Origin of the sequence: Bradyrhizobium sp. IAR9 (genome assembly GCF_013408065.1) — a bacterium.
In the GTDB taxonomy this organism is placed as follows: domain Bacteria; phylum Pseudomonadota; class Alphaproteobacteria; order Rhizobiales; family Xanthobacteraceae; genus Bradyrhizobium.
In genome coordinates this window covers 151,240-177,946 of record NZ_JACBZW010000017.1, presented here as the reverse complement: position 1 = coordinate 177,946, position 26,707 = coordinate 151,240, and the positions used below count along the sequence as shown (strand labels likewise).

Annotated in this window: 26 protein-coding genes; 11 read left to right on the top strand and 15 right to left on the bottom strand. The window is 64.9% G+C overall.

Annotated features, from left to right (window positions below; translation table 11 throughout):
• Window positions 1–93: 93 nt before the first annotated feature.
• Entirely contained in the window at window positions 94–1,065 is a 972-nt protein-coding gene (locus GGD67_RS34095; protein WP_092257788.1) for an SDR family NAD(P)-dependent oxidoreductase, read from the top strand.
• Between the two features lie 251 nt (window positions 1,066–1,316).
• Window positions 1,317–2,432 carry a S9 family peptidase gene (locus GGD67_RS34090; protein ID WP_179738884.1) on the top strand — a complete coding sequence of 372 codons (1,116 nt, stop codon included), beginning with the start codon at window positions 1,317–1,319 and terminating at the stop codon, window positions 2,430–2,432.
• A gap of 18 nt (window positions 2,433–2,450) precedes the next feature.
• Here the strand turns inward: GGD67_RS34090 and GGD67_RS34085 are convergent, their stop codons facing one another.
• Complete coding sequence (locus tag GGD67_RS34085; RefSeq protein WP_026202299.1) at window positions 2,451–2,957, bottom strand: MarR family winged helix-turn-helix transcriptional regulator; 507 nt, start codon at window positions 2,955–2,957, stop codon at window positions 2,451–2,453.
• A gap of 402 nt (window positions 2,958–3,359) precedes the next feature.
• On the opposite strand from GGD67_RS34085, the gene GGD67_RS34080 reads away from it, so the two are divergent.
• Window positions 3,360–4,916 carry a porin gene (locus GGD67_RS34080; RefSeq protein ID WP_026202300.1) on the top strand — a complete coding sequence of 519 codons (1,557 nt, stop codon included), beginning with the start codon at window positions 3,360–3,362 and terminating at the stop codon, window positions 4,914–4,916.
• 318 nt (window positions 4,917–5,234) lie between these two features.
• Here the strand turns inward: GGD67_RS34080 and GGD67_RS34075 are convergent, their stop codons facing one another.
• From GGD67_RS34075 to GGD67_RS34065, 3 genes are all read right to left on the bottom strand, one after another.
• Window positions 5,235–5,705 carry a GcrA family cell cycle regulator gene (locus GGD67_RS34075; protein WP_179738881.1) on the bottom strand — a complete coding sequence of 157 codons (471 nt, stop codon included), beginning with the start codon at window positions 5,703–5,705 and terminating at the stop codon, window positions 5,235–5,237.
• A 72-nt stretch (window positions 5,706–5,777) separates the two neighbouring features.
• Window positions 5,778–5,975, bottom strand: a complete 198-nt coding sequence (locus GGD67_RS34070) for a hypothetical protein (protein WP_007603456.1) — start codon at window positions 5,973–5,975, stop codon at window positions 5,778–5,780.
• A 200-nt stretch (window positions 5,976–6,175) separates the two neighbouring features.
• Window positions 6,176–7,117: an acetamidase/formamidase family protein gene (locus tag GGD67_RS34065; RefSeq protein WP_179738879.1), complete on the bottom strand. Its 942-nt coding sequence runs from the start codon at window positions 7,115–7,117 to the stop codon at window positions 6,176–6,178.
• 183 nt (window positions 7,118–7,300) lie between these two features.
• On the opposite strand from GGD67_RS34065, the gene GGD67_RS34060 reads away from it, so the two are divergent.
• From GGD67_RS34060 to GGD67_RS34050, 3 genes are read left to right on the top strand one after another with little or no spacing between them, the layout of a single operon-like run.
• Window positions 7,301–8,050, top strand: coding sequence for a YdcF family protein (locus tag GGD67_RS34060; RefSeq protein WP_210286740.1), 750 nt, complete (start codon window positions 7,301–7,303; stop codon window positions 8,048–8,050).
• Between the two features lie 60 nt (window positions 8,051–8,110).
• Entirely contained in the window at window positions 8,111–8,893 is a 783-nt protein-coding gene (locus GGD67_RS34055; protein WP_179738877.1) for a DUF169 domain-containing protein, read from the top strand.
• A gap of 9 nt (window positions 8,894–8,902) precedes the next feature.
• The gene (locus GGD67_RS34050; RefSeq protein ID WP_179738875.1) at window positions 8,903–10,081 is read left to right on the top strand and encodes a trans-acting enoyl reductase family protein; all 1,179 of its coding nucleotides are present in this window, start codon (window positions 8,903–8,905) and stop codon (window positions 10,079–10,081) included.
• 113 nt (window positions 10,082–10,194) lie between these two features.
• On the opposite strand, the gene GGD67_RS34045 is transcribed toward GGD67_RS34050, so the two are convergent.
• Complete coding sequence (locus GGD67_RS34045; RefSeq protein ID WP_179738873.1) at window positions 10,195–11,391, bottom strand: FAD-dependent monooxygenase; 1,197 nt, start codon at window positions 11,389–11,391, stop codon at window positions 10,195–10,197.
• A gap of 147 nt (window positions 11,392–11,538) precedes the next feature.
• On the opposite strand from GGD67_RS34045, the gene GGD67_RS34040 reads away from it, so the two are divergent.
• The gene (locus GGD67_RS34040) at window positions 11,539–12,009 is read left to right on the top strand and encodes a MarR family transcriptional regulator (RefSeq protein WP_049814971.1); all 471 of its coding nucleotides are present in this window, start codon (window positions 11,539–11,541) and stop codon (window positions 12,007–12,009) included.
• Here the strand turns inward: GGD67_RS34040 and GGD67_RS34035 are convergent.
• The 4 genes from GGD67_RS34035 to GGD67_RS34020 form a co-directional block, all read right to left on the bottom strand.
• Complete coding sequence (locus GGD67_RS34035; RefSeq protein WP_179738871.1) at window positions 11,984–13,234, bottom strand: O-antigen ligase; 1,251 nt, start codon at window positions 13,232–13,234, stop codon at window positions 11,984–11,986. The two genes, GGD67_RS34040 and GGD67_RS34035, sit on opposite strands and share 26 nt — an antisense overlap.
• The gene (locus GGD67_RS34030) at window positions 13,234–13,380 is read right to left on the bottom strand and encodes a hypothetical protein (RefSeq protein ID WP_179738869.1); all 147 of its coding nucleotides are present in this window, start codon (window positions 13,378–13,380) and stop codon (window positions 13,234–13,236) included. Before GGD67_RS34030 ends, GGD67_RS34035 begins: the two co-directional genes overlap by 1 nt.
• 9 nt (window positions 13,381–13,389) lie before the next feature.
• Entirely contained in the window at window positions 13,390–14,937 is a 1,548-nt protein-coding gene (locus tag GGD67_RS34025) for an undecaprenyl-phosphate glucose phosphotransferase (protein ID WP_177237148.1), read from the bottom strand.
• A gap of 120 nt (window positions 14,938–15,057) precedes the next feature.
• Window positions 15,058–16,191, bottom strand: a complete 1,134-nt coding sequence (locus GGD67_RS34020) for a glycosyltransferase family 4 protein (protein WP_179738867.1) — start codon at window positions 16,189–16,191, stop codon at window positions 15,058–15,060.
• 205 nt (window positions 16,192–16,396) lie between these two features.
• Here GGD67_RS34020 and GGD67_RS34015 point away from each other — a divergent pair, with 205 nt between their 5' ends.
• A complete protein-coding gene (locus GGD67_RS34015; protein ID WP_179738866.1) occupies window positions 16,397–18,733 on the top strand; it encodes an exopolysaccharide transport family protein in 2,337 nt (778 codons plus the stop codon).
• 149 nt (window positions 18,734–18,882) lie between these two features.
• Here the strand turns inward: GGD67_RS34015 and GGD67_RS34010 are convergent, their stop codons facing one another.
• Entirely contained in the window at window positions 18,883–20,064 is a 1,182-nt protein-coding gene (locus tag GGD67_RS34010; RefSeq protein WP_179738863.1) for a GNAT family N-acetyltransferase, read from the bottom strand.
• Window positions 20,065–20,190: 126 nt separating this feature from the next.
• On the opposite strand from GGD67_RS34010, the gene GGD67_RS34005 reads away from it, so the two are divergent.
• Entirely contained in the window at window positions 20,191–21,234 is a 1,044-nt protein-coding gene (locus GGD67_RS34005) for a polysaccharide deacetylase family protein (protein ID WP_179738861.1), read from the top strand.
• On the opposite strand, the gene GGD67_RS34000 is transcribed toward GGD67_RS34005, so the two are convergent.
• A complete protein-coding gene (locus tag GGD67_RS34000; protein WP_018320088.1) occupies window positions 21,218–21,439 on the bottom strand; it encodes a DUF2842 domain-containing protein in 222 nt (73 codons plus the stop codon). The two genes, GGD67_RS34005 and GGD67_RS34000, sit on opposite strands and share 17 nt — an antisense overlap.
• Before the next feature lie 97 nt (window positions 21,440–21,536).
• Here GGD67_RS34000 and GGD67_RS33995 point away from each other — a divergent pair, with 97 nt between their 5' ends.
• Complete coding sequence (locus GGD67_RS33995) at window positions 21,537–22,619, top strand: COX15/CtaA family protein (RefSeq protein ID WP_179738852.1); 1,083 nt, start codon at window positions 21,537–21,539, stop codon at window positions 22,617–22,619.
• Here the strand turns inward: GGD67_RS33995 and GGD67_RS33990 are convergent, their stop codons facing one another.
• From GGD67_RS33990 to GGD67_RS33975, 4 genes are all read right to left on the bottom strand, one after another.
• The gene (locus GGD67_RS33990; protein ID WP_018320090.1) at window positions 22,620–22,964 is read right to left on the bottom strand and encodes a hypothetical protein; all 345 of its coding nucleotides are present in this window, start codon (window positions 22,962–22,964) and stop codon (window positions 22,620–22,622) included.
• A gap of 175 nt (window positions 22,965–23,139) precedes the next feature.
• Window positions 23,140–24,420 (bottom strand): O-acetylhomoserine aminocarboxypropyltransferase, encoded by a 1,281-nt coding sequence (locus tag GGD67_RS33985; protein ID WP_179738850.1) that lies wholly within the window; start codon window positions 24,418–24,420, stop codon window positions 23,140–23,142.
• Between the two features lie 149 nt (window positions 24,421–24,569).
• Window positions 24,570–25,154, bottom strand: a complete 585-nt coding sequence (locus GGD67_RS33980) for a CoA-binding protein (RefSeq protein ID WP_038973477.1) — start codon at window positions 25,152–25,154, stop codon at window positions 24,570–24,572.
• 123 nt (window positions 25,155–25,277) lie between these two features.
• Window positions 25,278–26,102 carry an enoyl-CoA hydratase gene (locus GGD67_RS33975; RefSeq protein WP_179738848.1) on the bottom strand — a complete coding sequence of 275 codons (825 nt, stop codon included), beginning with the start codon at window positions 26,100–26,102 and terminating at the stop codon, window positions 25,278–25,280.
• An 85-nt stretch (window positions 26,103–26,187) separates the two neighbouring features.
• Between GGD67_RS33975 and GGD67_RS33970 the strand changes: the two genes are divergently transcribed.
• The gene (locus tag GGD67_RS33970) at window positions 26,188–26,616 is read left to right on the top strand and encodes a PaaI family thioesterase (RefSeq protein ID WP_018320094.1); all 429 of its coding nucleotides are present in this window, start codon (window positions 26,188–26,190) and stop codon (window positions 26,614–26,616) included.
• Window positions 26,617–26,707 lie beyond the last annotated feature (91 nt).

Genomic DNA, 26,707 nt, shown 5'->3' with positions numbered 1-26,707 from the left:
CATTTGCGGATGCGGCGCTGCTACATTTCGTGCGCGCGTCCGGCAAGCGGCGCTGTGAAGAAACATACCGACAAGGGAGGGGCCGAAAGTCCCATGAAGGATTTCGCAGGAAAGATCGCGGTCATCACCGGCGGCGGCACGGGAATGGGGCGCGAGCTCGCGCGGCAACTCGTTGCCGAGGGCTGCAATGTCGCGATGTGCGACGTCTCGCAAGCCGCGATGGCGGAGACCAAGCGGCTCTGCGAGATCGAGAAGCTGCCGCAAGGCTTGCGCGTCACGACGCATGTCGCCGACGTCTCGATCGAGGATCATCTGAAGCGTTTTCGCGACGAGCTCGCCGAGCAGCAGAAGACCGACAGGATCCATCTGCTGTTCAACAACGCCGGCATCGGCGGTGGCGGCAGCCTGTTCACCAACACGCGCGAGCAGTGGGAGCGCACCTTCAATATCTGCTGGGGTGGCGTCTATCTCGGCGTGCGCACCTTCCTGCCGATGCTGGTCGCGGCGGACGAGGCCCACATCGTCAACACCGCGAGCGTCAACGGCTTCTGGGCCTCGATCGGCATGGGCCAGGCGCACACCGCCTACAGCTCGGCCAAGTTCGCGGTGAAGGGATTTACCGAAGCGTTGATCAACGACCTTCGCCTGCACGCCCCGCACGTCAAATGCTCGGTGGTGATGCCTGGTCACATCGGCACCTCGATCGTCTCCAATTCGCGCAAGGTGCAGAGCGCCGACGGGTCGGAGCGGCTCAACGCGGACGAGGTCGCGCTGACCCGCAAGCGGATGGTCGCGGCCGGCGTGCCGGATGCCGACAAGATGTCGGACGAGGACATCCAGGCGGCGTTCGCCGAGCGCGCCCGCAGCTTCCTGGAGGATGCGCCGACGACGGCGGCACAGGCCGCGAAGATCATTCTCGACGGGGTCAAGGCGGAGCGATGGCGCATCCTCGTCGGCGAGGACGCCAAGCGTCTCGACGAACGCGTGCGCGCTACGCCGGAGCAGGCCTACGACCGCGCCTTCTACGATAGCTTTACGCAGGAGGTCGGCTGGCGGCTCGGTTGAGATCGCCTCGAAAGGCGCGCGGATATAGGTATGATAATCATCATGGCAAGAGGCGCGCAGGTAATTGTACGTGCCACCTCCTGCCAATGCTCATCGCCTCATGACGAATTGGAATGTCACGCATGCGAGGGGGCCGTTTCGTTCAAGCGATGGTGATCTCGAACGGCTCTCATTCGGTGCACGGCTGCTTGGTCGGTAAACTGAAATAGTTTAGTCAATCAGGGATAACGCGATGATAGAGCGTAGCTCCGATGATTCCCGCATGCCTCTCCGACGACTGGATCCTTTGCCCGGAGCGGGAGGACATCTCCGCTGAATTTACGCGGCTCTTGACCGCGGCCCAGGAGGGCGGTGCCACGATCGCCGAATGCCTGATGATCGCGCGGCAGCTGAAGCGCGGCGACGACCGGTCCTGGCATCGCGAGTGGAAGAAGCTCGCGCAGGCCAATCGGCAGCGCGCCGAGGCCGCGTTCGCGGAAGGCCACATGGCGAGCGCGCAGCGCAACTGGCTGCGCGCCATGAACTACTACGGTGCGGCGGCGATGCCGCTCGACCCGGCCGACGAGCGCCGCTGGGTCGCGGTGCTCGCGATGCAGGAATGTGCCCGCCGTTACCTCGCGGCGCGCGGCCCGGCCGGCGAAGTCGTGACGATCCCCTGGCTCGACGGACATGCGCTGCAGGGCTATTTCCTTCCCGCGCCGTCGGAAAGCGGACGGGCTCCGACCGTGATCTGCATCGGCGAGCCCGGCCATCGCAAGGAGGAATTCCTGTTCAAGCTCGTGCCGCATGCGCGCGAGCGTGGATTCTCGATGCTGGCGCTCGACCTGTTCGGCGACCAGCGCGACGACTATCTCGACGCGCTGTTGCGGCGCCGGGATCTCGAGAGCGCGATTCCCGGCGTCATGGACTATCTGGAGACGCGCGGCGACATCGATTTCGCCCGGGTCGGGATCATCGCCGACGGCTGGGGCTCGTCCTTCGTGGCGCGCGCGGTGTTGCAGGAGCCGCGGCTTGCCGCCGCCGTCTGCGACGGCGGCCTGTGGGACCTGCACGAGCGGGCCTTCTTTGCCAGCCGATTTGCGATGAGCGACGTCGGCATCGTGCCGGTGCCGCATGCGCCGCTGATGGCCTCCAGCGCCGACTGTCCGGTGCTGATCACGCTCGGCGAGGACGGCTGGCTCAAGGCCGACCGGGCGCGTCAGATCGTCGAGAGCTCCCGGCTCGCCACCTCGGATGTCATGCTGAAGGTGTTCACCGCGGCCGAAACCGGCGCGGCGCAGGCCCATGCAGACAATCCGAGCCTTGCCAACGAATACATCTTCGACTGGCTCGAATCGCGGCTCGGCACCGCCGCGCGGCGGTTCTGAGCGCGGGGCCCCAGGACCCTAGAAGTCGAGCGAGATCCGGACGCAGGCTTTCTGGAGGCGGTTCTTCAGCGTCGCGAGCTTGCCGGTGAATTCCGTCAATTCGTTCTCGTCGAACTCCTGGAAGACGAACTCGCGGATCGTCTTGTACTGCTCATTGAGGCTTGCAATGTGCTTCTGGGTCTTGTCGGTCAGGGACAGCCGGACCACCCTGGCGTCGGTCGGCGAGGGGCGACGGCGCAGCAGGCCCTTCTTTTCGAGCAGCTTGGACTGGGTGGTGACGAAAGACGGATCGACGTGGAGGAGCTTGGAGACGACGTTGACCGGAATGCCGTCGTCCTTGTCGAGATCGGAGATGGCCATCAGGATCAGCCATTGCGGACCGCTGATGCCGAGCGTCTTCGCCCAGAACTGACGCAGCTCCTCCAGATACATGTTGATCGACGATATCTCCCAGGTGAAGCGCCTGATGATATCCAGATTGCCGATCGAGCGCAGGCGCGCTCCTTCTTTCCTCGTCGCGGACACAGCGTCACTCCCGTGAACCGATTGTTCAGGCCGGTGTTCGTGGAGGGCCATAGTCCACGCAAGCCTGCTCTGACGCAAGTGCAGGGCAGGGTAATTTCGTCACTAAAACTACAAAGATGATCAGGTCAGCGATTGGCCCTGCCCCGGTGTTGCGCGCGGGGCACAGGCTTAGCGAAAACCGGAAAGCTGACTTAATAAACTATTTTGATTAGCCAACGACGCAGGCATATTGGTCCCTGACGGTGGGGGGTTCTCGATCGTCCCGTTGCAGGTGGTTCGCTCACGTTGCTTGCGTCTAAAGCGGGTGTGTCCGAAAGCGGCCGAGCGGATTGATGGAGACGGGGATCTTGGGGGGCCTCACGGTCCGGTCTCCGTAAAATGAGCAACTTGGAGGTTTTTGAGATGAAAGTGGTGAAGAGCCTTTTGCTCGGCACTGCGGCGGGTCTGATCGCCGTCGCTGGAGCCCAGGCGGCCGATCTTCCGGTCAAGGCCAAGGCAGTCGAGTACGTCAAGATCTGCACGCTGTACGGCGCGGGTTTCTACTACATCCCGGGCAGCGACACCTGCATCAAGCTCGGCGGCTATGTGCGTGCCGAAGTGGCGCTCAACGCCGGCGGCAATTACAGCGCCCAGTACAACGGCGTGTTCGCGGCCAACAACCGCCTCACCAACTACTACTCGATGCGCGCTCGTGAAGATCTCAACATCGACACGCGCACCGCGACCGAGTACGGCGTGGTCCGCACCTATTTCGACGCGGTCTTCACCTGGACGACCGGCAGCTATGGCGGGACCGGTTCGGGCACGGGTGCGACCCAGTACAGCGGCACGATCGGCCTCAACGCGGCCGGCACCGGCCTTACCGGCTCGAGCGGCGGCAACATCAACGGCACCGACGGCAATCTCTCCGGCGGCGCGCTCGGCGTCTACTACGCCTTCGTCCAGTTCGCCGGCTTCACCATGGGTAAGGCCGTGTCGCAGTTCGACGCGCCCTGGATCAACTATCCCGGCAACAATTTCGACCAGCTCGTCGGCGGCAGCGGCACCACCAACGGCGTGACCCAGTTCACCTACACCGCCGATTTCGGCCAGGGTGTGACGGCCGCGTTCTCGGCGCAGGACCAGACGCAGGTTTTCCAGACCAACATCTGGAACACCGCGGGCATGTCCACCACCGGCGTTCTCGGCGGTGCCTACGGCTCCAACGACCTCGGCGGCACCCGCTCGCCCGACCTCGTCGCCATGGTTCGCGTCGACCAGGCCTGGGGCCTGTTCCAGGCGTCGGTCGCCGCGCACGACAACCATGTCGCCTATTACGGTGCGACCGAAGCCACCGGTCATCCCGAAGACAAATGGGGCTGGGCCGTTCAGCTCGCCTTGGGCATCAAGAACATCCCGACCGGCGCCGGCGACGTGATCAACATCTCGGGCGTCTACACCGAAGGCGCGAGCCGCTACAACTTCCAGGAGCTGGCCGCGACCAGCTACTCGATGTTCGGCAGCTCGAATGCCGCCTATCAGAGCATCGGCTTCGCCGGCGTGTCCGACGCGGTGTTCGGACCGGGCGGGCAGCTCGAGCTGACCAAGACCTACGGCTTCCGGGGTGCCTTCACCCACAACTGGAGCCCGTACTGGAACACGGCGCTGTACGGCGCGTGGGCTGCGGTCAACTACAGCGGCACGGCGAAGAGCATGATCTGCGGCAGCGCGGCGTTCGCCACCCTGACCGGCTCCTGCAACCCGGACTTCAACATCGGCCAGGTCGGTGTCATCACACGCTGGACGCCGGTGAAGAACCTGACCTTCTCGGCTGACTTCACCTACAGCCATCTCGACCAGAAGTACTCGGGCGTGATCACGACCGGAGCACTGACGGGCGTCGCCAAGCCGGCGGCGACCTACGAGCTGAAGGACCAGGACACCTACAGCATGCTGCTGCGCGCCCAGCGCAACTGGTAAGCTTGACGTCCCTCGATGCGACAGGGCCCCGGCGGGAGACCGCCGGGGCTTTTTGTTTGTGGAGATCTTCGCAATCCAACCGTCCGTGCAGACGGCGAAGACGAGCTATGCGATTCAATTGCCGCAGATTTATTTACTTACATGAGTTACTAAGCTATATATCTCCAAGCCAAATACGAAAGTTGCGGCTCTTAGCTTCACGCTAAGCCTCCAGAAGCCTCCGGCGATGCCCCGCCGGAGGTTTTTCGTTTTTGGGAGGCACAGCGTCTCGAGCAAAGTGGATACCGGTTCGCGTCAAGAAAACGCGTCAAGCAGATGCTAACCGCGCATCACGCGGGCGCGTGAGTTCGGTCGGTAGGCGAGGCGGCTGTGGCCGGCGCAATAGGGCTGAGCGTCGGGCGCGGCATTGCCGCAGAAGCAGAAATCCTCGGCGCCCGGCGTCGAGATCGGCCAACGGCAGCGGTTCTCGGCCAGCTCCATCAGCGAGCAGCGATTGGCGTCGTCGATCGGACCTGTGGCCACGGGTGCGTCGGTGTCGCCATAGATCGTGGCGAGCATCTCATATTGCAGCCGCGGCACGGCTCTCGGCGCTCGCGCCGGCCGGTCCTGAACCTTGCGCTCGTCGATGGTGCGGCCGCGCGTGAGATTGAGGCGGGACAGCTTGCCGATCACCGCGTTGCGGCTGACGCCGATATCGGCGGCGATCTCGCGGCAGGAGAGGCCGGCCTCGAAATGCCGCTTCAGAAGTTCGATGCGATCGTCGGTCCAGGTGGGTGAAAGAACAGGCATGTGTCACGGTCCCAGGTTGCAGATGTAGCCATCCGCCTTCCGAGATCCGTCCGCCTCACGTTCGGCGCGCGCTCACGTCCTGCCATTGTCGCGAATCGACAAAAGCCCGTCCTTGATGGCGAGACGGATGCCTTCCTCGATCAGGGTACGTGCGACGCCGGGAACGCTGGTGCCGTGGGTGCCCTGTCTCACCAGCTTCTCCAAATAGGTGATGGTCGAGAGCGCCAAGGTTACGGGAATACGGTCAGTCTCGGCTTTTTCGGTGGCCATGGCCCGAACGCTAGCCTCTTACTCGGGTACATAAAAGTAACGATTAAGACTCTATTTAGGTTCGGGGGTGGAAGTCAAATCCAGGCTGAGCTTGATGCTCAGCATGTTGGAATCGCACGGGAAATTAGACGCGACGAGGCGCGCCGCGCGAGAGTCCCGGCGGCGGCGTGGCGTCGATAGGTCGGGGGGAGCGGGCCGGCTCAGCCGTGCACGATCGCCTTTTCGATCATGCAATGGATGCCCTTGGCGCCGTTGACGGTCTGGGTTACGCGCAGATCGGCCGCCAGGCTGCACAGCGTGTAGGCATCCTCGCGCGATAGATTTCGCCGCTCGCCGAGCAGCGCGATCATGTCCCGCAGCGCGCGCACGACGCACTGGTCGAGGTCGGGATCCATCGCCATGGTCATGTAGTGGGTCGCCGTCTCGGCGCGTGGATAGTCGAACTTAAGGTCCTTGCGCAGCGTCAGTCGGAAGCGGCCCTGCAGCGCGGTCTCGATCGCGGTGACGCAGACCTCGCCGTCGCCCTGCACGCCGTGGCCGTCGCCGCAGGAGAACATCGCGCCCGGCACGAACACCGGCAAATAGAGCGTCGCGCCGGCGCCGAGCTCCTTGTTGTCGAGATTGCCGCCCATGGCGCGCGGGATCAGCGAGGAGATGCGGCCCCAGCCAGGTGGCGGCGACACGCCCATCACGCCGAAGAACGGCTTGAGCGGCAGATCGAGGCCCCACGGCATGCGGCCGACCATCCGCGCCCGGTCGAGCGGGATGTTCAGGATGCGGGTCTCGTGAAAATCGTCGGGGAGGGTGCCGGACAGCGGCTTGATCATGTTCCAGCCCCAATCCTGCCGGAGCTGGACATCGAGGATCTCGACCGCGAGCACGTCGCCGGGCTGGGCGCCTTCGACCGCGATCGGGCCGGTGAGAATGTGGCCGGGCAGCATGCGCTCGTTATTGGCATGAACCTCGAACATCTCCGGCGGAATGTGAAACTTGTCGCGATCGGGCAGCATGTCGGCGCCGCCGCTGATGGTGTCGACCGTCACCTCGTCGCCGCTTTTGATCGTCAGCACGGGCTTGAGCGCGGCTTCGAAGAAGCCCCAATGGCAGGTTTTGGAGCTGGAATGCAGGTGGTGATGGGTCATTTGCCGCGTCCGGTCGCTTTCATCAGGCCGGGCTTGACCCGGCGATCGATCCTCTTTCAAGAAGATTTCTGAAGATCGCCGGGCAGGTCAAGCCCCGCGGACCGGCCAGTTCATTCCAGCGAGGCTCCCCTGTTTTTCGTGCTTTCCAAGACGCTTGGCACCGCGCTGCTGCCGATCAACTTCATGGTCGAGCTCGGTATCCTGTCGCTGGTGCTGATGGCGACGCGCTTTGCCGCGCTCGGCCGCAAGCTTGCGGTGACCACGCTGGTGCTGCTGGCGCTGGCGGCGTTCTCGCCGCTCGGCAATCTCCTGATCTACCCGCTGGAGTCGCGGTTTCCGGCGTGGGATCCCTCGCGTGGCGCGCCCGACGGCATCATCGTGCTGGGCGGCTCGGTCGACACCGATCTGTCGGCGGCGCATCGCACGCCGGTGGTCGCGCACGCCGCCGATCGTCTGTTTGCGCCGGCCGAGCTCGCGCGCCGCTATCCGAATGCGCGCATCGTCTTTACCGGGGGGACCGCGAACCTGGTCGCGACCGACGCGCGGGAAGCCGACTACTCCGCGCCGATCCTCGAAAATCTCGGCATACCGAAGCAGCGCCTCATCCTGGAGCGGAGCTCCCGCAACACCTGGGAGAATGCGATCTTCACGAAAGAGCTGGTGGCGCCGAAGCCGGGCGAGCGCTGGCTGCTGGTGACGTCGGCCTTTCATATGCCGCGCTCGATGGGAATCTTCCGCAAGGCCGGATTTGACGTCGAGGCCTATCCCGTGGACTGGCGGATGGGCGGCCGTGACGATCTCTTCTCCTTCACCAATATGGGCGCGGACGGGCTGGGCCGAACCGAAGTTGCTGTGCGCGAGTGGATCGGCCTGGTGGCTTACCGGCTGATGGGCAGGACCGGCGAGTTGCTTCCGGGACCGGGCAAGGACTAGAACGAGAGCTGCAAAATAAGAACACAACACCGGCGCACGATCGCCGGCCCGGAGGAAGCCATGCAACAGCAGAGTGCAGACAGCATCGATCTTGGCGGCCTCGTCGCCGATCTCAACAGCCTGCTGCGGCTGAAGACGAATGTGATCGGCATGAAGCTGTTCGCGCGCGCCGCAGACATGGAGGCGATCCCGAAAATCCGGCGGCCGAATGCGATCCACACCACCGACCAGATCGTCAGCATGGCCGCACGGCTCGGCTGGACCGTCGGCATCACCGCCGACGACCTTGTCGGCGCGCAGTGCCGCGCGGTGATCGGCCTTGCGCCGCAGGACGACAAATGGCTCGCCGGCGAGAACTATGTCGGGGTCTGGCACGGCACCGCGGAGGACGCGCGCAAGCGCCAGGAGGCGCTGGACGTGGTTCCGTTCGGACACTATGAGGCGCTTGCCGTCAGTCCGCTCGCCAGCGGCCGGCTCGATCCGCCCGACATCTGCCTCGTCTATGCGACCCCCGGTCAGATGATCATCCTGATCAACGGGCTGCAATATACCGGCTACAAGAAGTTCGAATGGGGCGTCGTCGGCGAGACGGCTTGCGCGGATTCCTGGGGCCGGGCGCTCAAGACCGGGGAGCCCAGCCTGTCCTTGCCATGCTATGCCGAACGGCGCTATGGCGGCGTGCCGGACGAGGAGATGCTGATGGCCTTGAAGCCTTCGCATCTCGCCAAGGCAATTGAAGGCATGAAGGCGCTGGCCAAGAACGGCCTGCGCTATCCGATCCCGCCCTATGGCATTCAAAGCGACGTCCGCGCCGGTATGGGCGTAAGTTACGCGAAAAAGTAAAGGCCAGTCATGAGCTCTGCGAAATTCGACATCGTCGTCTACGGTGCGACCGGTTTCACCGGCCAGCTCGTCGCCGAGTATCTGGCGGCGAATTACAAGGACGACAAGGCGCTGAAGTGGGCGATGGCAGGCCGTAGCCTCGACAAGCTCAAATCGGTGCGCGACGCGATCGGTGCGCCCGCGGATACGCCGCTGATCGTGGCGGATGCATCGGACGCGGCCTCGCTGAAGGCGATGGTGGCGCAGACCAGATCGGTGATCACGACGGTCGGTCCGTACCAATTCTATGGCGAGGACCTGCTCGCGGCCTGCATCGCTGCGGGCACAGACTATTTCGATCTCTGCGGCGAGCCGGTCTGGATGCGGCAGATGATCGACAAGTACGATGCGGCGGCCAAGGCGAGCGGCGCGCGCATCGTGTTTTCCTGCGGCTATGATTCCGTGCCGTTCGAGCTCGGCACGTTCTTCGTGCAGGAAGAGGCCAGGCGCGTGTTCGGTGCGCCGGCTGCGCGCGTCAAGGGCCGCGTGCGCGACATGCGCGGCACCCTGTCGGGCGGCACCGCGGCGAGCGCGAAAGCGACCTTCGATGCCGTCGCCAAGGATCTCAGCCTCGTCGCCATTCTCAACGACCATTTTGCGTTGACGCCCGGATTTACCGGTCCGAAGCAGCCGAAAGGCAACAGAGCGGCTTACGAGGAGGATCTGCAATCCTGGGCCGCGCCGTTCATGATGGCACTGATCAACACGCGCAACGTCCATCGTTCCAACATGCTGATGGGCTTTCCCTACGGCCGCGAGTTCGTCTACGACGAGATGGTCCTGACCGGTCCCGGCGAGAAGGGCGAGGCCAACGCCAAGCGCGTGATGGCGGTCAATGCCGAGAAGACCGGCCCGAACGCGCCGAAGCCGGGCGAGGGGCCGTCGAAGGAAGAGCGCGACAACGGACTCTTCAATTTGCTTTATGTCGCGATCGCGCCGGACGGCCGCCAGGTCCGCGCCGGCGTCACCGGCGACCGCGATCCCGGCTACGGCTCGACCTCGAAGATGATTTCCGAATGCGCGATCTGCCTGCTCCGCGACGCCGCGGACGTTCCGGCCGGGTTCTGGACCCCGGGCGCAGCGATGCAGCACAAGCTGATCAAGCGGCTGCAGGACAATGCGGGGCTGACGTTCACCGTTGAGAGCTAGCTCGGTGCCGTAGGGTGGGCAAAGCGAAGCGTGCCCACCATTGTCGCGATTAGGACGAGATCGTGGGCACGGCGCTTTGCGCCTTTGCCCACCCTACGGCAGCGTTCGTGCCGCTACGCTGCCCGCGCGTCATATGCGTACATGAAATCCATGCTCTTTGATCCCAACGGCAACAACAATTTGATCATCTGATTCCTGATCCACGCGCCGGTGGCGCTGAATTCGCGCTTGCTGTTGCCGTTGCGGCGCGCCATGGCGACGATCTTCTCGGTGCGCGGGCGGCGCTCCGCCTCGAATGCCCTAAAGGTGGCGCCGAGCTCCTGGCCCTCCTGCATCAGGCGGGCAAGCCGCATCGCGTCTTCGAGCGCCAGCGAGGCGCCCTGGCCGGCGTGAGGGCTGGTCGCGTGCGCGGCATCGCCTATCAACAGCGAGCGCTTGCGCGACCAGGTCGGCAGGGTCGCGACGTCCAGCGTGTCGGTGACGACGATGTTCTCGGCGGCCTCGATGATATCAGGGATCGGGTCGTGCCAGCCGCGGTGGAAGCCGCGCAGATGCTGCTTCAGCGTCGACGGGTCGAGCGCGCGGAACATAGCCGCGTCCATGCCCTGCGCGGGCTGCGTGCTCCACCACATCACGCCGTCCGTGGGATCTGGGCTGCAATAGCCATAGCCGAAGAAGCCGCTCTGGCCGAACGTGGTCTCGACGTGCCGGCCGATCGGCCTGCCGTCGAGGACGGCGTGCGGCACGAAGCCGCCGAAGCCGATCAGTCCGGTGTTGAAGGGCTGCGGTCCGTCCGGCACCACCTGTCGACGGGCGATCGAGTGCACGCCGTCGGCGCCGATCAGGAAGTCACCCTCGGCCGTGGTGCCGTCGGCGAAATAGGCGATGATCGGCTGGTCGCCGCGGTCCTCGATCTTGATCAAGCGCTTCTCGAAATAGAGCGAAACGCAGGCGCACCAGGCCTTGTCGATCAAGATTTCGTTCAGCGTGGCGCGGCAGACGTTCACGGCGGGTTGGCCGAAGCGCCGCTGCATGTCGCGATTGATCGAGCCGAGCCTCGCGCCGCCCTGCGAATAGAAGTCGAAGGCCTCCGCGACCGAGCCGCGGCTGATCAACTCGTTCGCCAGCCCGATCTCGTCCATCACATGCATGCCGTTCGGCGCGATCTGCAGGCCGCCGCCGATGCCCTTGGAATAGGGCCAGGCCTCGTAGATCGCGGACTCGATGCCGGCGCGGCGGAGCAGGATCGCGGCCACGGGTCCGGCAATGCCGGCGCCGATGATCAGGGCCTTGCGTGGTCGATAGGACATGGCTTGCTCCCGACGTTTCCGTGGTGCTAGGAGGAATTACGGTCGCTAAATCTCTTAGTGGCTAAGATATATATCGCCTAAGATATGAGGTCGGCCTTGTCAAGGACGAAGGCGCGCAACGCGCTGCTGCACGAGCTTGAGGAGGCGATGCGCCGGTCGTCGGCGCAGGGCGTGCTCTATGGGCAAACCGTTGCCAACGTTGCCGGAATTGCCAATTCCGATCTCGAATGCATGGACATCCTGTATCTCGAGGGACGCGTCACCGCAGGGAGGCTCGCCGAGGTCACGGGCCTCACGACCGGCGCGATCACCGGCGTGGTCGACCGGCTCGAAAAGGCCGGGCTGGTGCGCCGTGAGCGGGACGAGAAAGACCGCCGCAAGGTCTTCATCGCCGTCGTGCCGGACGCGGCGATGAAGATCGGCCAATTCTACGTGCCGATGCAGCAGGCGATGGAGAAGGTATTCGGCGGCTATTCCGACGAGGAATTGCGGCTGCTGCTGCGTTTCGCCAACGAAGGCTACAAGGGTGTGCTCGCGGCGACCGAGGCCTTGAAGGGCCTGCTCGACACGCCGCCGGAAAAGCGTCCGGCTCTCAAGTTGAAGAAGCGTCGTCCCTGATCTTGTAGATCTGCGCGGCGGCGATCATGCCCCACATCGCGCCCAGCATCATCCAGAAGTGCCGCCAGTGGTCGGTGTCGATCACGAAGCTCTCGCCGACGGTGCCGACGAAGGCGGAGAACACTGCGAGATAAGCGCGCTGCCAGGGCACCGGGACGAAGATGTGCCTGAAGCCCATGATGACGGTGGTGAGGACCAGCGCGGGATAGCACACGCCGGAGAGCCAGCCGCCAGACATGAAGGCGTTGAGATAGGAATTGTGCGTGTCCTCGGGGAAGAAACGGTGGAATTGCAGCGGGCCGATGCCGAACGGCAGGTCGAGCGCCATCTCCGCACCCAGGATGTGGCGGCCGAACCGGCCGAAGCGGCCCTCGTCGTAGCTCTGGTCGAAGCTCGCGCGCTGCTTGAACATCTCGGCGGTGGAATCGAACGACAGCAGCACCGCGATCAGCGCCAGCCCCAGCACGGCGGCGACGATCGCCATGATGATGATGCGCGAGCGCTGCGCGTTGGTGCGGCTGGTCAGCACCATCAGCGCCAGCATGAAGGCGGAGGTCAGCACCAGGCCGCCCCAGGCGGCGCGTGAGAAGGCGAGCAGGATCGCCAGCGACATGATGCCGAAGGCGATGACGTTGCGGAACGCCTTCCCCAGTCTGTCCGAAACCACGCTCTGCAGCGCAAACAGCGCGGGCAGGATCAGGAAGGCACCGAGCACGTTCGGGTCCTTGAACGTGCCGCGCGCGCGGCCGTAGAGTGTGAGAAGGTCGTTGCCGCCGGGCACCAGGTGGAAATAGCCGGCGACCGCCAGCAGCGAGGCGATCATTCCGCCGACCACGAGGCCTCGGCGGAGCATGTCGAGCCGGGCTGCGGTATCCTCGGACGTGACCATGGCGAAGAACACCACGGTCACCGCCATGTACCAGGAGGTCGCGATCCAGCTCACCACCTCGGACTGCTCGAACAGCGGGATGGCGCTGATCGTGTAGCCGACATTGAGCAGGACCAGCATCAGCACCAGCGGCATCAGCGCGAGCCGCAGCCGCAGGCCGGTGGCGAAGAACGTGACCGCCGCGAGCAGCGTCATGATCTCGTAGGGGCTCGGCTCGATGAAGACGACCGCGCCGGAGGCGCCGACCAGCCACACCAGCGTACGCTGCAGCGCCAGCACGCCGGGCGCAGCCGGTACGGCAACGTTCACTCCACCGGCTGTCGCCGCATACGCCATCACATGCTCATACGCTTACGCAACTCGTCGTCACAAATTCCGCTGTCATCGCCCGGCTCGACCGGGCGATCCAGTACGCCGTGGCGGCCATTGCGCAAAACAGCTGCCGCTGCGGCGTACTGGATGCCCCGGTCAAGCCGGGGCATGACGGAAGCTCAATACGCGTTCTCGTTCTTGGTCAGCAGCGAGATCGGCGTCTTCAGGAGAATGTAGAGGTCGAACAGCACCGACCAGTTCTCGATGTAATAGAGGTCGAACTCGACGCGCTTCTGGATCTTCTCTTCGTTGTCGATCTCGCCGCGCCAGCCGTTGATCTGGGCCCAGCCGGTGATGCCGGGCTTGACGCGATGGCGGGCGAAATAGCCGTCGACGGCTTCGTCGAACAGCCGGCTCTGGAGCTTGCCCTGCACCGCATGCGGGCGCGGGCCGACCAGGGAGAGGTTGCCGGAGAACACCACGTTGAAGAGCTGCGGCAGCTCGTCGAGACTGGTCTTGCGGATGAAGCGGCCGACGCGGGTGACGCGCGGATCGTTCTTGGTCACGACCTTGGAGGCGGTCGGATCGGCCTGATGATGGTACATCGACCGGAACTTGTAGACGTCGATGCGCTCGTTGTTGAAGCCGAAGCGCTTCTGGCGGAACAGCGCCGGACCGGGGCTGTCGAGCTTCACCGCCAGCGCCACCAGGCCCATCACCGGCAGGGCCGCGAGCAGCGCGAGGCTGCCGACGACGCGGTCGAACAGCCATTTCATCACCAGATCCCAGTCGGTGATCGGCGCCTCGAACACGTCGAGCGTCGGCACCTCGCCGAGATAGGAATAGGAGCGGGGCCGGAAGCGCAGCTTGTTGGTGTGCGCGGAGAGGCGGATGTCGACCGGCAGCACCCAGAGCTTCTTCAGCATTTCCAGGATGCGCGTTTCCGCCGAGATCGGCAGCGCGAACAGCACGAGATCGACGCGGGTGCGGCGGGCGAATTCGACGATGTCGTCGACCTTGCCGAGCTTGCGCGCGCCGGCGCAGGTGTCGAGCGCGCGGCTGTCGTTGCGGTCGTCGAACACGCCGAGCACGTGGATGTCGGAATCCTCCTGCGCCTTCAGCGCTTCGACCAGCTGCTCGCCATTGCTGTCGGAGCCAACGATGATGGTGCGGCGGTCGAGCCGGCCCTGGCGCGCCCAGCCACGCACCAGCGAGCGCAGCACCAGGCGTTCGGCGAGCAGCGCGGCGAGACCGAGGAAGTAAAAGGCGGCAAGCCACAGCCGCGAGATTTCGCTGCCGTATTTGGCGAAGAAGGAGATGCCGATGAACAGCAGGAAGACGAACGACCAGGACGAGATCATCCGTGTCATCTGCCGGAGCTGACCGCGGAACAGCTGCACCTGATAGATGTCGGCGGCCTGGAAGCAGACTACGGCGGCGATCGATACGGCGATGACCTCCGCGGGATAGACCCAGCTGAAGCCGGAGAGCGGCATGACATAGCCGACATAGAGCGCGATACCGACGAGGCTGAGCAGCGCGAAGTCGGCCACGCGCACGAAGCCGGCGATCACGATCGGCGAATAGGCGCGAGCGACCTTCTGGTTGACGACGTCGAGGGCTGCGGGTGAGAGCCGGCGGCGGCGCTCTACAAAGGGTTGGTCAGCGGGTTTAGCCGCGGCGCTGGTCGCGGCATCGAGCATCGAGCGTGCGTTGAGCGGTTCCACGGGCTTCCACGTCCATTTCAAGCACCCGCGGGCCAATAGCGTTGGCGCCCCGGGCGGCATCCCCTGGTCCTTCGATTATCGAACAAATCGGAAGATTTTCTAAAGCGGGCTTAAGGATGGTTAATGATTGACAAATGCGTCGCGATAGCCGGCGATCACGCCGTCGACCATGGCGGCTTGCGAGAAATGCGCCGAGATGCGTTCGCGCAAGGACACGGCGCGCTGCGCGGTGGTCTGGGGATCATCGAGCGCCGCGGCGATCGCCTCCGCCATCGCCTCGGAATTGCTCGGCGCGAACAGGGCCGGACTGTCGGAGCCGAAGATCTCGGGAATGCCGCCGATGCGGGAAGCGATCATGGGAATGCCGGCGGCGCCGGCCTCGATCACGACATAGGGCATGGAATCGCCGCGCGAGGGGACGACCAGCAGCCGCCCCTTGGAGAAGCCGTAGCGCGCCTTGACGTGACCGATGAAGCGGATCGCATGGGTGAGGCCGAGTCTCTCGACCTGCGCCTTCAGCGCCGCGGTTTCCTCGCCGTCGCCGCCAAGCGTCAGCGTGACCTTCTTGCCGCCCTCGTGCAGGCGCGCCACGGCATCGACCAGGAGATCGGCGCCCTTGATGTGCCTGAACTCGCCGACATAGCAGAGGTCGGTGGCATCGTCGGTGGTCACGACGGGCTCGAATTCCTCGGGCGTGACGCCATTGAAGACGCAATGCACCACGCCCTTGGGCGTGCCGACGATGCGTTGATAGGTGTCGCGCGCGAACGCGCTCTCGAACAGGAACAGGTCGGTCGCGCCCATCAGCGTCCGTTCCAGCCGCGCGTAAAACTCGCCCTTGAAGGTGTTGAGGGGGTAGTGCAGCGAGCCACCATGCGGCGTGTAGATGCGGATGGTGTCGTCGGAGCGTCGCCGCATGCGGATGAAGGCGCCGGCCTTGGCACCGTGGCCATGCATGACGTCGGGCTTGAGCGTGGCGATCAGGCGCCGCATGCGCAACCACACAAGAACGTCGTCCGGCGACGGTTCGCGGCGGATCGCGAGCCGGTGCACGCCGAGCTTCAGCCGCGGCGCGAGCTCGGCAAGGGCCTTGTCGGCGCGCTCGCCGCCGGTGAGACTGTCGGCGAGAATGCCGACATGATGGCCGCGGTCGACCTGGCCGTTGGCGACGTCGAGGATGTGGCGGAAGATGCCGCCGACCGGAGCACGCACGGCGTGCAGGATACGAAGCGGCCGGTCAGGAGAGGGGGGCATGAGTCAAAACCAGCGCGCGACGGCGAATGCCGAACAAATCCTAGGAAAATATCGAGACGGATTAAGGGGCCTCGTGGTTAACAAACGGTGACGAGTGCGCCTGCGCACGTCGCCGCATGCCGCGATTAACCCAGCGGCAACCTTAATGGAGTGTAATCGCCACGGTTGAGGTAGCTTAGTGGCGTTGCCCCTGCGGGAGTGTTCGATGCGTTTAGCGTTCTGGCGTGCCGGCAAGGACAAGGCCGTGGTTGCGCGAGCCGTCTCAAAGGCCAAACCCGAAGTCGCGCCCAAGGCTGAGACCAAGGCTGAGACCAAGCCTGAGACCAAGGTCGAGACCAAGACTGAAGTCAGGCTTGAAGCAAAGCCTGCGCCGATCGTCACCAAGCAGGCCCAAGTCGAATCCGGCGATATCGATCTGCACGCGCTCGGCGCGGCATTGGCGCGCAAGCGCGGCTGGATCATCGTGCCGACGGTGCTGGCGCTCGTCGCATCCGTCGCCGTCGTCAATCTCGTCACGCCGCGCTACAAGTCCGAATCGCGCATCCTCATCGACGGCCGCGAGAACGTGTTCCTGCGTCCGAGCAGCGACCGCACCGAGGAGCGGCAGGCGCTCGACGCCGAGGCCGTCACCAGCCAGGTGCAGCTGGTGCTGTCGCGCGATCTGGCCCGGGAGATCATCAAGAAGAACAAGCTCGCCGAACGCCCCGAATTCGATCCCGTGCTGCAAGGCATCTCCCCGCTGAAGTCGCTGGCCGCGATGATCGGTATCGGCCGCGATCCGTTCTCGATGACGCCGGAAGAGCGCGTGCTCGATGCCTATTACGATCGTCTCCAGGCCTACGCCGTCGACAAGTCGCGCGTGATCGTGGTCGAATTCCAGTCCGCCGATCCGGACCTTGCCGCGCGCGTCGCCAATTCGATCGCCGACGGCTATCTCGTGCTCCAGCAGGGCGCGCGCCAGGAGCAGGCCAAGAACGCCAGCCAGTGGCTCGCCGGCGAGATCGAGAGCCTGCGCAAGAAGGTCTCCGACGCCGAGGCCAGGGTCGAGGACTTCCGCTCCAAGTCGAGCCTGTTCGTCGGCACCAACAACACCACGCTGTCGAACCAGCAGATGGGCGAGGTCAACACCCAGCTCAACAATGCGCGCGCGCTGAAGGCAGATGCGGAATCCAAGGCGCGCCTGATCCGCGAGATGCTCCAGAGCGGCAAGCCGATCGAGGCGTCTGAAGTTCTGAACTCGGACGCGGTGCGCGGGCCTTCCCAGCAGCGTGTGGCATTGCGGGCGACCCTCGCCGAGCAATCCTCGACGCTGCTTGGCAACCATCCGCGCATCAAGGAACTGAAGGCGCAGCTCGCCGAGCTGGACAACCAGATTCGGGACGAGGCGGCCAAGATCGCGCGCGCGCTAGAGAACGATGCGAAGGCCGCCAGCGGTCGGGTGCAGGAGCTGTCGATAAGTCTCGAACAGCTTAAGAAGCAGGCGGCCGCCACCAACGGCCAGGATGTCCAGCTCCGCGCGCTCGAGCGCGAGGCCAAGGCGCAGCGCGACCTGCTCGAGGGGTATCTCGCCAAGTACCGCGAGGCCAATACCCGCGAGACCATCGACACCGCGCCCACCGATGGCCGCATCATCTCGCGCGCCATCGTCTCGAATACGCCAGCCTATCCGAAGAAGCTGCCGATCGTGCTGATCGCGACGATCGCCACGCTGCTGCTTTCGTCCGGCGTCGTCGTCACCGGCGAGTTGTTGCGCCAGACCGCGCCGCGCACGGTGGCCGCGTTCAGCCCGGTGCAAACGCAGGCACCGGTGCGCCAGGAACTGGCTGTCCAGCCGGTCGTCCAGCCGGTTGTCCGGCCCGCGGTCGAGCCGATCGCCGATGCGGTCATGGCGGAGCCCGCGCCGCTTCAGCCGGAGATGCCTGATGATGCCGACGTCACAGAATTCACCGAGATCGAACATCTGGCCGGCAGCCTGCGCGCGGCGGGCGCTGCGGCGAGGAAGGTCACGGTGCTCGGCACCGCTTCCGGTGAAGCCATCACGCTGTCGACGCTGACGCTCGCCCGGCATCTGGCCCGCGAGACGCGCGTCGTCGTGGTCGATCTCGCCGCGTCCTCGCCGACGATTGCCGCGGTGTCGGTCGACGCTTCGGCGCCCGGCCTTGCCGAGCTGATGCAGGGCGAGGCGTCGTTCGCGCAAATCATCACCCGGGACAAGCTGTCGCGGCTGCATCTCGTCATGGCCGGCCGTCCCGGCTTCGACCGCAGCGTGCTGCAATCGCCGCGGGTGACGCTGGCCATCGACGCGCTGCTGCGCGCCTATGATCACGTGCTGATCGACGCCGGCAGCGCCTCCGACCTTCCGGCCGAGCTGCTGACGGCGCATGCCCGCGCCGTCGTGGTGCCCGATGCGTCGATGACGGCGGATGCGCGTACGTTGATGTGCGAGCAGCTGAGGGCGGTCGGCTTCAGCGAGGTGACGATGTTGAGCAAGCCGGTGCAGGCTTCGGGTGCGGTGGATGCGCCCCGCGTGGTGGCGGCGTAGGCTTCTTCTTTCTCTCTCCGCACACGCGAAATCGTAGGGTGGGCAAAGGCGCACTTGCGCCGTGCCCACGGCGTGTCCAAGACAGCCGCAAAAGACGTGGGCACGCTTCGCTTTGCCCACCCTACGATATCGGCGTTCGCGGAGAGATATTACCCGAACGCCTGCCGCAGCCGCCTGGCCAGATCAAACAGCATCTGGTTCTGCTTCACCAGGCGCTTGCCATGGCTGAGCGATGACATCGCCATCGCCGCGAGCTTGCCGCGCGAGGTCAGCGGAACAAAACTGTCGAAGATATCTTCGTCGTCCTTGCAGAACATCCGCTTGTAGTCGTCCGAACCGATGCCGAGGTCGAGCGAGCGGTAGCCGCGCTCGCCGTAGCGATCGATGATGTAGCGCATCAGGATCAGGCCGGGGCTGTAGCGGGCGTGCTCGGACATCGTGTAGGTGTTGAACATCATCGAGAAGCGCTCGCCGTCGGCGACGCCGGCATAGATCGCGATCACCTCGTCGTCGCATTCGAGCGCGTGGATGTCGATGACGCGGCCTTCGCCGCGCGGCGCGAGGCAGGCGCTGCGGATGAACTGTTCGACCCCGGGCTCGGCGAATACGTTCGGGAGCTTCTGTTCGGCCATCCGCGCCGGCTTGACGCGGAAGAACCAGTCGAGCAGGCGGGTGACGTCGGCATCGGACGTCGCCAGATGATAGCGATAGCCGGCGAGGTGCTGGAGCTTCTTTTCCTTGCTCTTGAGGCGGCGGCGGAACGAATTGCTGATCCGCGATGGCGGCGGGCCGCCGGGCTCCATCACCAGCTGCGGGCAGCCGTTGATCGCGCTCTGTCGCGGCAGCAGCGCAAACGGGTTCGGCTGGTCGCGCCAGCGCAGCGGTTGCTGTGTCAGCGCGAGCACGTCGGCATGTTCGCGCAGCGGCGCCAGCAGTGCTTCGAGATTGGCGGCGCTGGTCTGTGCGGCGCACGCGGCATCCCACAGGCCCATGTTGAAGGTCGTGTGCTTGCCGCCCATGAAGCAGGCCGTGCGCACGCCGTGGCTCTGGCGCAGCGAGAGCGGCAGCAGCATCAATGGCCTTTGATCGGCGTCGCGGCCGATCACGACGAAGGGCCGCGCGCCCTCGCGCTCGCCGACCAGTCGCTGCCAGGGGCTCAGCAGATCAAACCGCTGATAGGGCGTGAAGAGATGGCCGGGCTCCTCGAAGGCGCGCCAGACCGCCTCGGCGGCGCCGAGATCGGTGACGATATCGACATGCGCGATACGGCTCGCTTTCGACCGCGCTGGCGCTTCTGCCGTCCGGCTTTGCATCGCCGCAGCCATGGTCATTCGCGAAACCTGTCGAGAAATCAAAATAGACGTAATTCGGCCTGTGGCCGACCTTTGCAAAGAAATGTCAACAAAGGGTAAGGACAATGGAGAGGGAACGGCGCCCTGGGGCGCGAAGGTGGGATCTTGGCATCCGACGACAGATGGCTGGAACGGCTGCGCCTCGAGCTGGCCTGGTTCACCGGCCAGGCCGCGCTGCGCAGCCGAGGTGCCGGCGCCATCCTGCGCTTTGCGCGGGTGCGGCCACGGCGGGGCGGCGGGTTTCAGCCGCTGCGCGCGAACGAGATCACGCCGCAATTTCTCGACCGTGCCATTCGCGCGTTGAAGCGCTGGAACTACGATTTTCTCGGCATGGACGAGGTCTGCCGGCGCGCGGTGACACTGCCGGAGAAACGGCGTTTCGTGGCGCTGTCCTTCGATGGTGCCAACAAGGATCTCATCGACTTCGCCTATCCGGTGCTGACGCATCACGCCGTGCCCTTCACGGTCTACGTGCCCACCGCGTTTCCCGATGGTGTCGGGCAGGCCTGGTGGCTCGGGCTCGAACAGGTGATCGCGCGCGAGAGCCGCATCAACCTGATGATGGGCGAGAGGGAGCAGCGCTTCACCGTCACCGGCAATGCCGAGAAGCAGGCGCTGTTCTCGCATCTCGAGAGCTGGCTGCGCTCGCTGTCACCGGCGGATCTATCGGCCGCGATCGCCGATCTCTGTACGCGCTACCGCATTGATCTTGCCACGCTCTCGCGCGAGGCGTCGATGGATTGGGAGGATCTGGCGAAGCTGGCTGCCGATCCACTCGTCACGATCGGCAGCGCGACCGTGAACTATCCCGTTCTCACCAACATGAAGGACAGTGCGGCGCTGCGCGAGATGGCGATGGGCAGGGCCGTTGCCGAAGCCGCTTTCGGCCGCGATGTCAAGCATCTCGCCTTTCCGTTCGGCGACCGCACCTCGTTCCGGCGCAGCCACGTCGTGATGGCGGAGGAGGCCGGCTTTGCCAGCGCGGTGTCGACGATCCCGGGTATCGTGGACGCGGAGGGGCGGACCAATCTGCGCGCGCTGCCGCGGATTTCCTGGGATGGCCGCGTACGCTCGCTGCGCATGTTGCGCGTACTGGTGTCGGGTGTTGCGTTTGCGCCGGTGAGGCCGACCGCTACGAGCCAGACTTAACGCGATCAGGCCGCTGCATCCAGCTCACGATCGGCATCGCCGGCAGTACCCAGCCCATGCCGACCACCACGTAATAGATCGCTTGCCGCCAGCCGGACTCGGCGATCCACGGCATCTGCGCCGCCGCCATGCCGAGCAGGGCCCAGACCGTGGCCAGCACGAGGAGCAGGATGGCGCCGAGGAACTTGCGGGTGCGGATCGTCATGACGGACTACTAGCGGCTTTCGCGTAACTTGCGCTGCGGGAGCGGGGGACTATAAGGGGCACGCAGTCCGGTTCAAGCCCTGGTTTTAACCTCTGAAATGACGACGAATTTTGTCCCAACCAACCCGCATCGCGCCGTGCGCTGGTGGCTGATCTCGGTCGCCGCACTGATCGCGCTGATGGTGCTGGTCGGCGGCGCGACACGGCTGACGGAATCCGGCCTCTCGATCGTCGAATGGAAGCCGGTCACGGGCAGCGTGCCGCCACTGTCGGAGGCGCAGTGGACCGAGGCGTTCGAGGCCTACAAGAAGATCCCGCAATATCGCGAGCTCAATGCGGGGATGAGCCTGTCCGAGTTCAAGCAGATCTTCTGGTGGGAGTGGAGCCACCGGCTGCTCGGTCGTTTCATCGGCGTCGCCTATCTCTTGCCGTTCCTGTTCTTCCTGTGGCGCGGTGGCCTGTCCGGTGAATTGAAGCGCAGGCTGTGGCTGCTGTTCGCGCTTGGCGGGCTTCAGGGCGCGGTCGGCTGGTGGATGGTGGCCTCGGGCCTGACGGGACGGGTCGAGGTGTCGCAATATCGGCTGGCGACGCATCTCGTGCTCGCGCTGCTGATCTTCGCCGGCATTGTCTGGACGGTGCGGCGGCTCAAGGAGCGGCCGCAGATCGCAGCACCGGCGCGGCTGCGCTTCACGAGCGCGCTGCTGCTCGTCGTGACGTTCGTGCAGATCTATTTCGGCGCACTGGTTGCGGGCCTGCGCGCGGGGCGCGCCTACAACACCTGGCCGCAGATCGACGGCGCGTTGATTCCCTCGGCCGAGCGGCTGTGGTTCGAGACGCCGTGGTGGCGCAACATGTTCGACAATGTGCTGACGGTGCAGTTCGAGCACCGCATGACCGCCTATGCGCTGTTCGCGCTGGCCGCGCTCCACGCGTTCGACGCGGTGCGCTCGCGCGCAGGTGCGGCGGCAAGCGGCGCGCTCTGGCTGCTCGCGGCGGTGAGCCTGCAGGCGGTGCTCGGCATTCTCACGCTGCTCAACCAGGTGCCGATTGATCTCGCGCTGTCGCACCAGGCGGTCGCAATCGTCGTGCTGACGCTTGCGGTGATGCAGGTGGAGCGGCTCGCTTCGCGGCGACCTGCGGAGGCGCAGCCGCGCGCGGTTCCAGTTGGCCAGCCCGGCTGATCAGCAATAGCCGTAGATGCCGCACGAATAGGGCAGGCGCCAGAAATAATCGACCTGCTTCCCGCCGTAATACGCACCCTGATAGTCGTAGCTCCAGGGGCGGCCGTAATAGCCCGGCAGGGTGTGCGAGCCCGGCAGCAGCGGTGTGCCCGGCAGGTTGCGGATGTAGCTGCCGACGCCATAGGCCGGCGAGATCAGCGCATCCGGATCGGTATCGACATAGACCTGCGGCGGCTCCTGCGGGGGAGCTGCGGCCCGCCGCTTCGGCGTGGCCGGCAAGTCGGCGGCAACGGCGGCTGAAACCGTCAGCATCGCCGCAAGGGCAGGCACCATCCAGCGCAGCATCGTCGGCTCCGAATCAAAAGGGCGATCCAAAGACGATGTATGGGGCAGATATGGTTAATGATCGTTAACTGACGGTCGCCAAAGCGACCGTCATTCGGGGGGCGGTGCAAAGCACCGAACCGGGCGTCGAGAATCCGGGCTCGCGCTGCCGCGCGCCCCGGAATGACTGCGGTGACTACGCCCCCAGCGCCTGTTCCAGATCGGCGATCAGGTCTTCCTTGTCCTCGATGCCGATCGAGAGCCGCACCACGTCGGGGCCGGCGCCGGACTTCACCTTGGCGGCGTCGTCGAGCTGGCTGTGCGTGGTCGAGGCCGGGTGGATCACCAGTGAGCGGGTGTCGCCGACATTGGCCAGGTGCGAGAACAGCTGCAGTTTCGACACCAGGCTGACGCCGGCGTCATAGCCGCCCTTCAGGCTGAAGGTGAACACGGCGCCCGCGCCCCGTGGCGCGTATTTGCGCGCGAGCTGGTGATACCTGTCGCTCGCAAGGCCGGCATAGCTGACCGAGGCCACCGCCGGTTGGCCGGCGAGGAATTCGGCGATCGCTTTCGCATTGTCGCATTGCTTCTGCATGCGCAGCGGCAGCGTCTCGATGCCGGTCAGGATCATGAAGGCGTTGAACGGCGACAGCGCGGGGCCGAGGTCGCGCAAGCCCAGCACGCGGCAGGCGATCGCGAAGGCGAAATTGCCAAAGGTCTCCTGCAGGCGGATGCCGTGATATTCCGGTCGCGGCTCCGACAGCATCGGATATTTGCCGCCGGTCGACCAGTCGAAGGTGCCGGCATCGACGATGATGCCGCCGAGCGAATTGCCGTGACCGCCCAGAAACTTCGTCAGCGAGTGCACGACGATGTCGGCGCCGTGGTCGATCGGGCGGATCAGGTAGGGCGAGGCCAGCGTGTTGTCGACGATCAGCGGCACGCCCGCCTTCCGGGCCACCGTCGAGATTGCCTCGATGTCGGTGATGCTGCCGGCGGGATTGGCAATGGACTCGATGAAGATCGCTTTGGTGCGCGGCGTCACCGCGCGCTCGAAGCTCGCGACGTCGTCGGGATCGGCCCACACCACGTTCCAGCCGAAGCTCTTGAAGGCGTGCGTGAACTGGTTGATCGAGCCGCCATAGAGTTTTCGCGCAGCGATGAACTCGTCGCCGGGCTGCATCAATTGCTGCAACACCACGACCTGCGCGGCATGGCCCGAGGCCACCGCAAGCGCGGCCGTGCCGCCTTCGAGCGCGGCGACCCGCTCTTCCAGCACGGCGTTGGTGGGATTGCCGATACGGGTATAAATGTTGCCGAACGCCTGCAGACCGAACAGCGAGGCGGCGTGGTCGGCATCGTTGAACACGAACGAGGTGGTTTGATAAATCGGCGTCGCGCGCGCACCGGTGGTGGGGTCGGGCTGTGCACCGGCATGCACGGCGAGGGTTGAAAATCCCGGAAGGCGATCGCTCATTGAGGGCGTCCTGTTCTCTTGGTCTGAAATCGCGCGGCATGCTGATGGGCGCCGCGCTCGCCGTCAAGGCGCCGCTTCACGTCAAGACCATTTGGGAATGATCTTGCTACGCATTGTCGCGTTGGCAAAATGAATCCCTCGCAATTGCGTCAGCTTTGCTCGGTCTTGTTTTTGGCCGCGCGATCGGAGGCCGCAGTGTCGCCGCCGCCGACACTCATCCGATTGAGGGATAGCCGCATGCCTTGCGTCGGTGCCGGCGCGCGCTTGGAGCTGAGCGTGCGCGAATTCACGCCCATCCAGGAGATCTCGGATGACAGGCGGCCATATTCGATCTTGGGGCAGCGATTCATCACCACCTTGATACCGACCGATTCCGCCTTCGCCGCCGCTACGTCATCGCGCGCGCCGAGCTGCATCCAGATCACCTTCGGCAGCGGGTCGAGCGTGAGCGCCTCTTCGACGACAGGCATGATGTGGCTGGAATTGCGGAAGATGTCGATCATGTCGATGGGACGGCCGATGTCGGAGAGCGAGGCGATAAAGGGTTTGCCGAGCAGCTCCTTGCCGACATGGCCGGGATTGACCGGGATCATGTCGTAGCCGCGCTGCGCCAGATATTTGAACGCGAAATAGCTCGGTCGCACGTTGACCGGCGAGGCGCCGACCATCGCGATCGACTTCACGCTGTTGAGGATGGCGCGGATGTAATTGTCGGAATAGGCGTCGTGGTTCATCTTTTTCTTTCTCTGACCCTCATGGTGAGGAGCGCGGCACGCGCGTCTCGAACCATCAAGCCACAGTCAGGCCTCTATCCTTCGATACGCCGCGTTCCGCGGCTCCTCAGGATGAGGAGTTGACTATTCGTCCCGCCATGTCGGCGCGCGCTTCTCGATGAAGGCGCCGATGCCTTCCTCGGCGTCGCGCGCCATCATGTTCTCGGTCATCACCTCTGCGGCATAGCGATAGGCATCCGCAAGGCTCATCTCGGCCTGGCGGTAGAATGCTTCCTTGCCGAGCTTGACGGTGTAGGCGGATTTCAGCGCGACCTGTTGCGCGAGCTCGATCGCGGCGTCGCGTTCAGTGCCGGCGGGCACCACGCGGTTGATGAGCCCGATCTCGCGGGCGCGGGTCGCCGGGATCGGCTCGCCCGTCAGCAACATCTCCATCGCCTGCTTGCGCGGCACGTTGCGCGACAGTGCCACCATTGGTGTCGAGCAGAACAGGCCGATGTCGACGCCGGGCGTGGCGAAGTGTGCTGCCTCCGAGGCGATGGCGAGATCGCAGCTTGCCACGAGCTGGCAGCCAGCCGCGGTCGCGATGCCCTGGACGGCAGCGACCACAGGCTTTGGCAGGTGCACGACCGCCTGCATCATCGCGCTGCAGGCGGTCATCATCTCGGCAAAGAAGGCGCGGCCGCGATCGGCGTCAGTGCGGCGCGCGGTCAGCTCCTTCATGTCGTGGCCGGCGGAGAAGGCCGGACCGTTGGCCGCGATCACGACGCCGCGGACGGCCTTGTCATCGCGGATCTCGTTGAGCTCCGCATGCAGGCTGGCGATCATCGCCGCCGACAGGCTGTTGCGCGCGGCGGGGCGGTTCAGCGTCAGCACGGCGATCGGGCCTACGGTCTCGCGCAGCAGAATCGGCGGTTGCGGGGAGGGGGCGCGGGCAGCCTGGGCGGACATCGAAGCGTTTCCGTTGGATTATTGCATTTGAATGACGCAGATAACTTAATGTAACAGGGCAAGTGAAGCGAGGGTGGGGAACAGCATGGCGTCAGCGAAAATGAGCGTGGCAGAGGTCGAGCAGTTCCTCCGTCACGAGTTTCCCCAGGCGTTCAGCGGCGACGACATCACGATCGAAAGCGCGGACGGTCAGACCTGCCTTTTGCGCCAGCGCTACAGCGAAAGGATGCTGCGGCCGGGCGGAACCGTATCCGGCCCGACGCTAATGGCGCTGGCCGATTTCGCGATGTACGTGGTGCTGCTGTCCGCGATCGGGCCGGTCGGGCTCGCCGTGACCACCAATCTCAACATCAACTTCCTGCGCAAGGGCCAGCCCGGTCAGGACGTGCTGGCGGAGGCTCGGCTGCTCAAGCTCGGCAAGCGGCTGGCGGTCGGGGAGGTGAAACTGCTGTCCGGCAGCTCGCCCGATCCGATCGCCCATGTCACCTCGACCTATTCCATTCCAAATGTTTGAGCTTTTCGCAGGTAATATAGCACCATATTTTCAAGCCATTGATATTGCGATGCTAATTTCGGTTCATGGGCATTGACCGTTGCGCGTCTCT

Bases quoted from the DNA above. Each gene is read 5' to 3' on its own strand.
- GGD67_RS34095 (WP_092257788.1), top strand. From the start codon at position 94: ATGAAGGATTTCGCAGGAAAGATCGCGGTCATCACCGGCGGCGGCACG.
- GGD67_RS34090 (WP_179738884.1), top strand. From the start codon at position 1,317: ATGATTCCCGCATGCCTCTCCGACGACTGGATCCTTTGCCCGGAGCGG.
- GGD67_RS34080 (WP_026202300.1), top strand. From the start codon at position 3,360: ATGAAAGTGGTGAAGAGCCTTTTGCTCGGCACTGCGGCGGGTCTGATC.
- GGD67_RS34075 (WP_179738881.1), bottom strand. From the start codon at position 5,705: ATGCCTGTTCTTTCACCCACCTGGACCGACGATCGCATCGAACTTCTG.
- GGD67_RS34070 (WP_007603456.1), bottom strand. From the start codon at position 5,975: ATGGCCACCGAAAAAGCCGAGACTGACCGTATTCCCGTAACCTTGGCG.
- GGD67_RS34065 (WP_179738879.1), bottom strand. From the start codon at position 7,117: ATGACCCATCACCACCTGCATTCCAGCTCCAAAACCTGCCATTGGGGC.
- GGD67_RS34060 (WP_210286740.1), top strand. From the start codon at position 7,301: ATGGTCGAGCTCGGTATCCTGTCGCTGGTGCTGATGGCGACGCGCTTT.
- GGD67_RS34055 (WP_179738877.1), top strand. From the start codon at position 8,111: ATGCAACAGCAGAGTGCAGACAGCATCGATCTTGGCGGCCTCGTCGCC.
- GGD67_RS34050 (WP_179738875.1), top strand. From the start codon at position 8,903: ATGAGCTCTGCGAAATTCGACATCGTCGTCTACGGTGCGACCGGTTTC.
- GGD67_RS34045 (WP_179738873.1), bottom strand. From the start codon at position 11,391: ATGTCCTATCGACCACGCAAGGCCCTGATCATCGGCGCCGGCATTGCC.
- GGD67_RS34040 (WP_049814971.1), top strand. From the start codon at position 11,539: ATGCGCCGGTCGTCGGCGCAGGGCGTGCTCTATGGGCAAACCGTTGCC.
- GGD67_RS34035 (WP_179738871.1), bottom strand. From the start codon at position 13,234: ATGGCGTATGCGGCGACAGCCGGTGGAGTGAACGTTGCCGTACCGGCT.
- GGD67_RS34030 (WP_179738869.1), bottom strand. From the start codon at position 13,380: ATGCCCCGGCTTGACCGGGGCATCCAGTACGCCGCAGCGGCAGCTGTT.
- GGD67_RS34020 (WP_179738867.1), bottom strand. From the start codon at position 16,191: ATGCCCCCCTCTCCTGACCGGCCGCTTCGTATCCTGCACGCCGTGCGT.
- GGD67_RS34015 (WP_179738866.1), top strand. From the start codon at position 16,397: ATGCGTTTAGCGTTCTGGCGTGCCGGCAAGGACAAGGCCGTGGTTGCG.
- GGD67_RS34010 (WP_179738863.1), bottom strand. From the start codon at position 20,064: ATGACCATGGCTGCGGCGATGCAAAGCCGGACGGCAGAAGCGCCAGCG.
- GGD67_RS34000 (WP_018320088.1), bottom strand. From the start codon at position 21,439: ATGACGATCCGCACCCGCAAGTTCCTCGGCGCCATCCTGCTCCTCGTG.
- GGD67_RS33995 (WP_179738852.1), top strand. From the start codon at position 21,537: ATGACGACGAATTTTGTCCCAACCAACCCGCATCGCGCCGTGCGCTGG.
- GGD67_RS33990 (WP_018320090.1), bottom strand. From the start codon at position 22,964: ATGCTGCGCTGGATGGTGCCTGCCCTTGCGGCGATGCTGACGGTTTCA.
- GGD67_RS33985 (WP_179738850.1), bottom strand. From the start codon at position 24,420: ATGAGCGATCGCCTTCCGGGATTTTCAACCCTCGCCGTGCATGCCGGT.
- GGD67_RS33980 (WP_038973477.1), bottom strand. From the start codon at position 25,154: ATGAACCACGACGCCTATTCCGACAATTACATCCGCGCCATCCTCAAC.
- GGD67_RS33975 (WP_179738848.1), bottom strand. From the start codon at position 26,102: ATGTCCGCCCAGGCTGCCCGCGCCCCCTCCCCGCAACCGCCGATTCTG.
- GGD67_RS33970 (WP_018320094.1), top strand. From the start codon at position 26,188: ATGGCGTCAGCGAAAATGAGCGTGGCAGAGGTCGAGCAGTTCCTCCGT.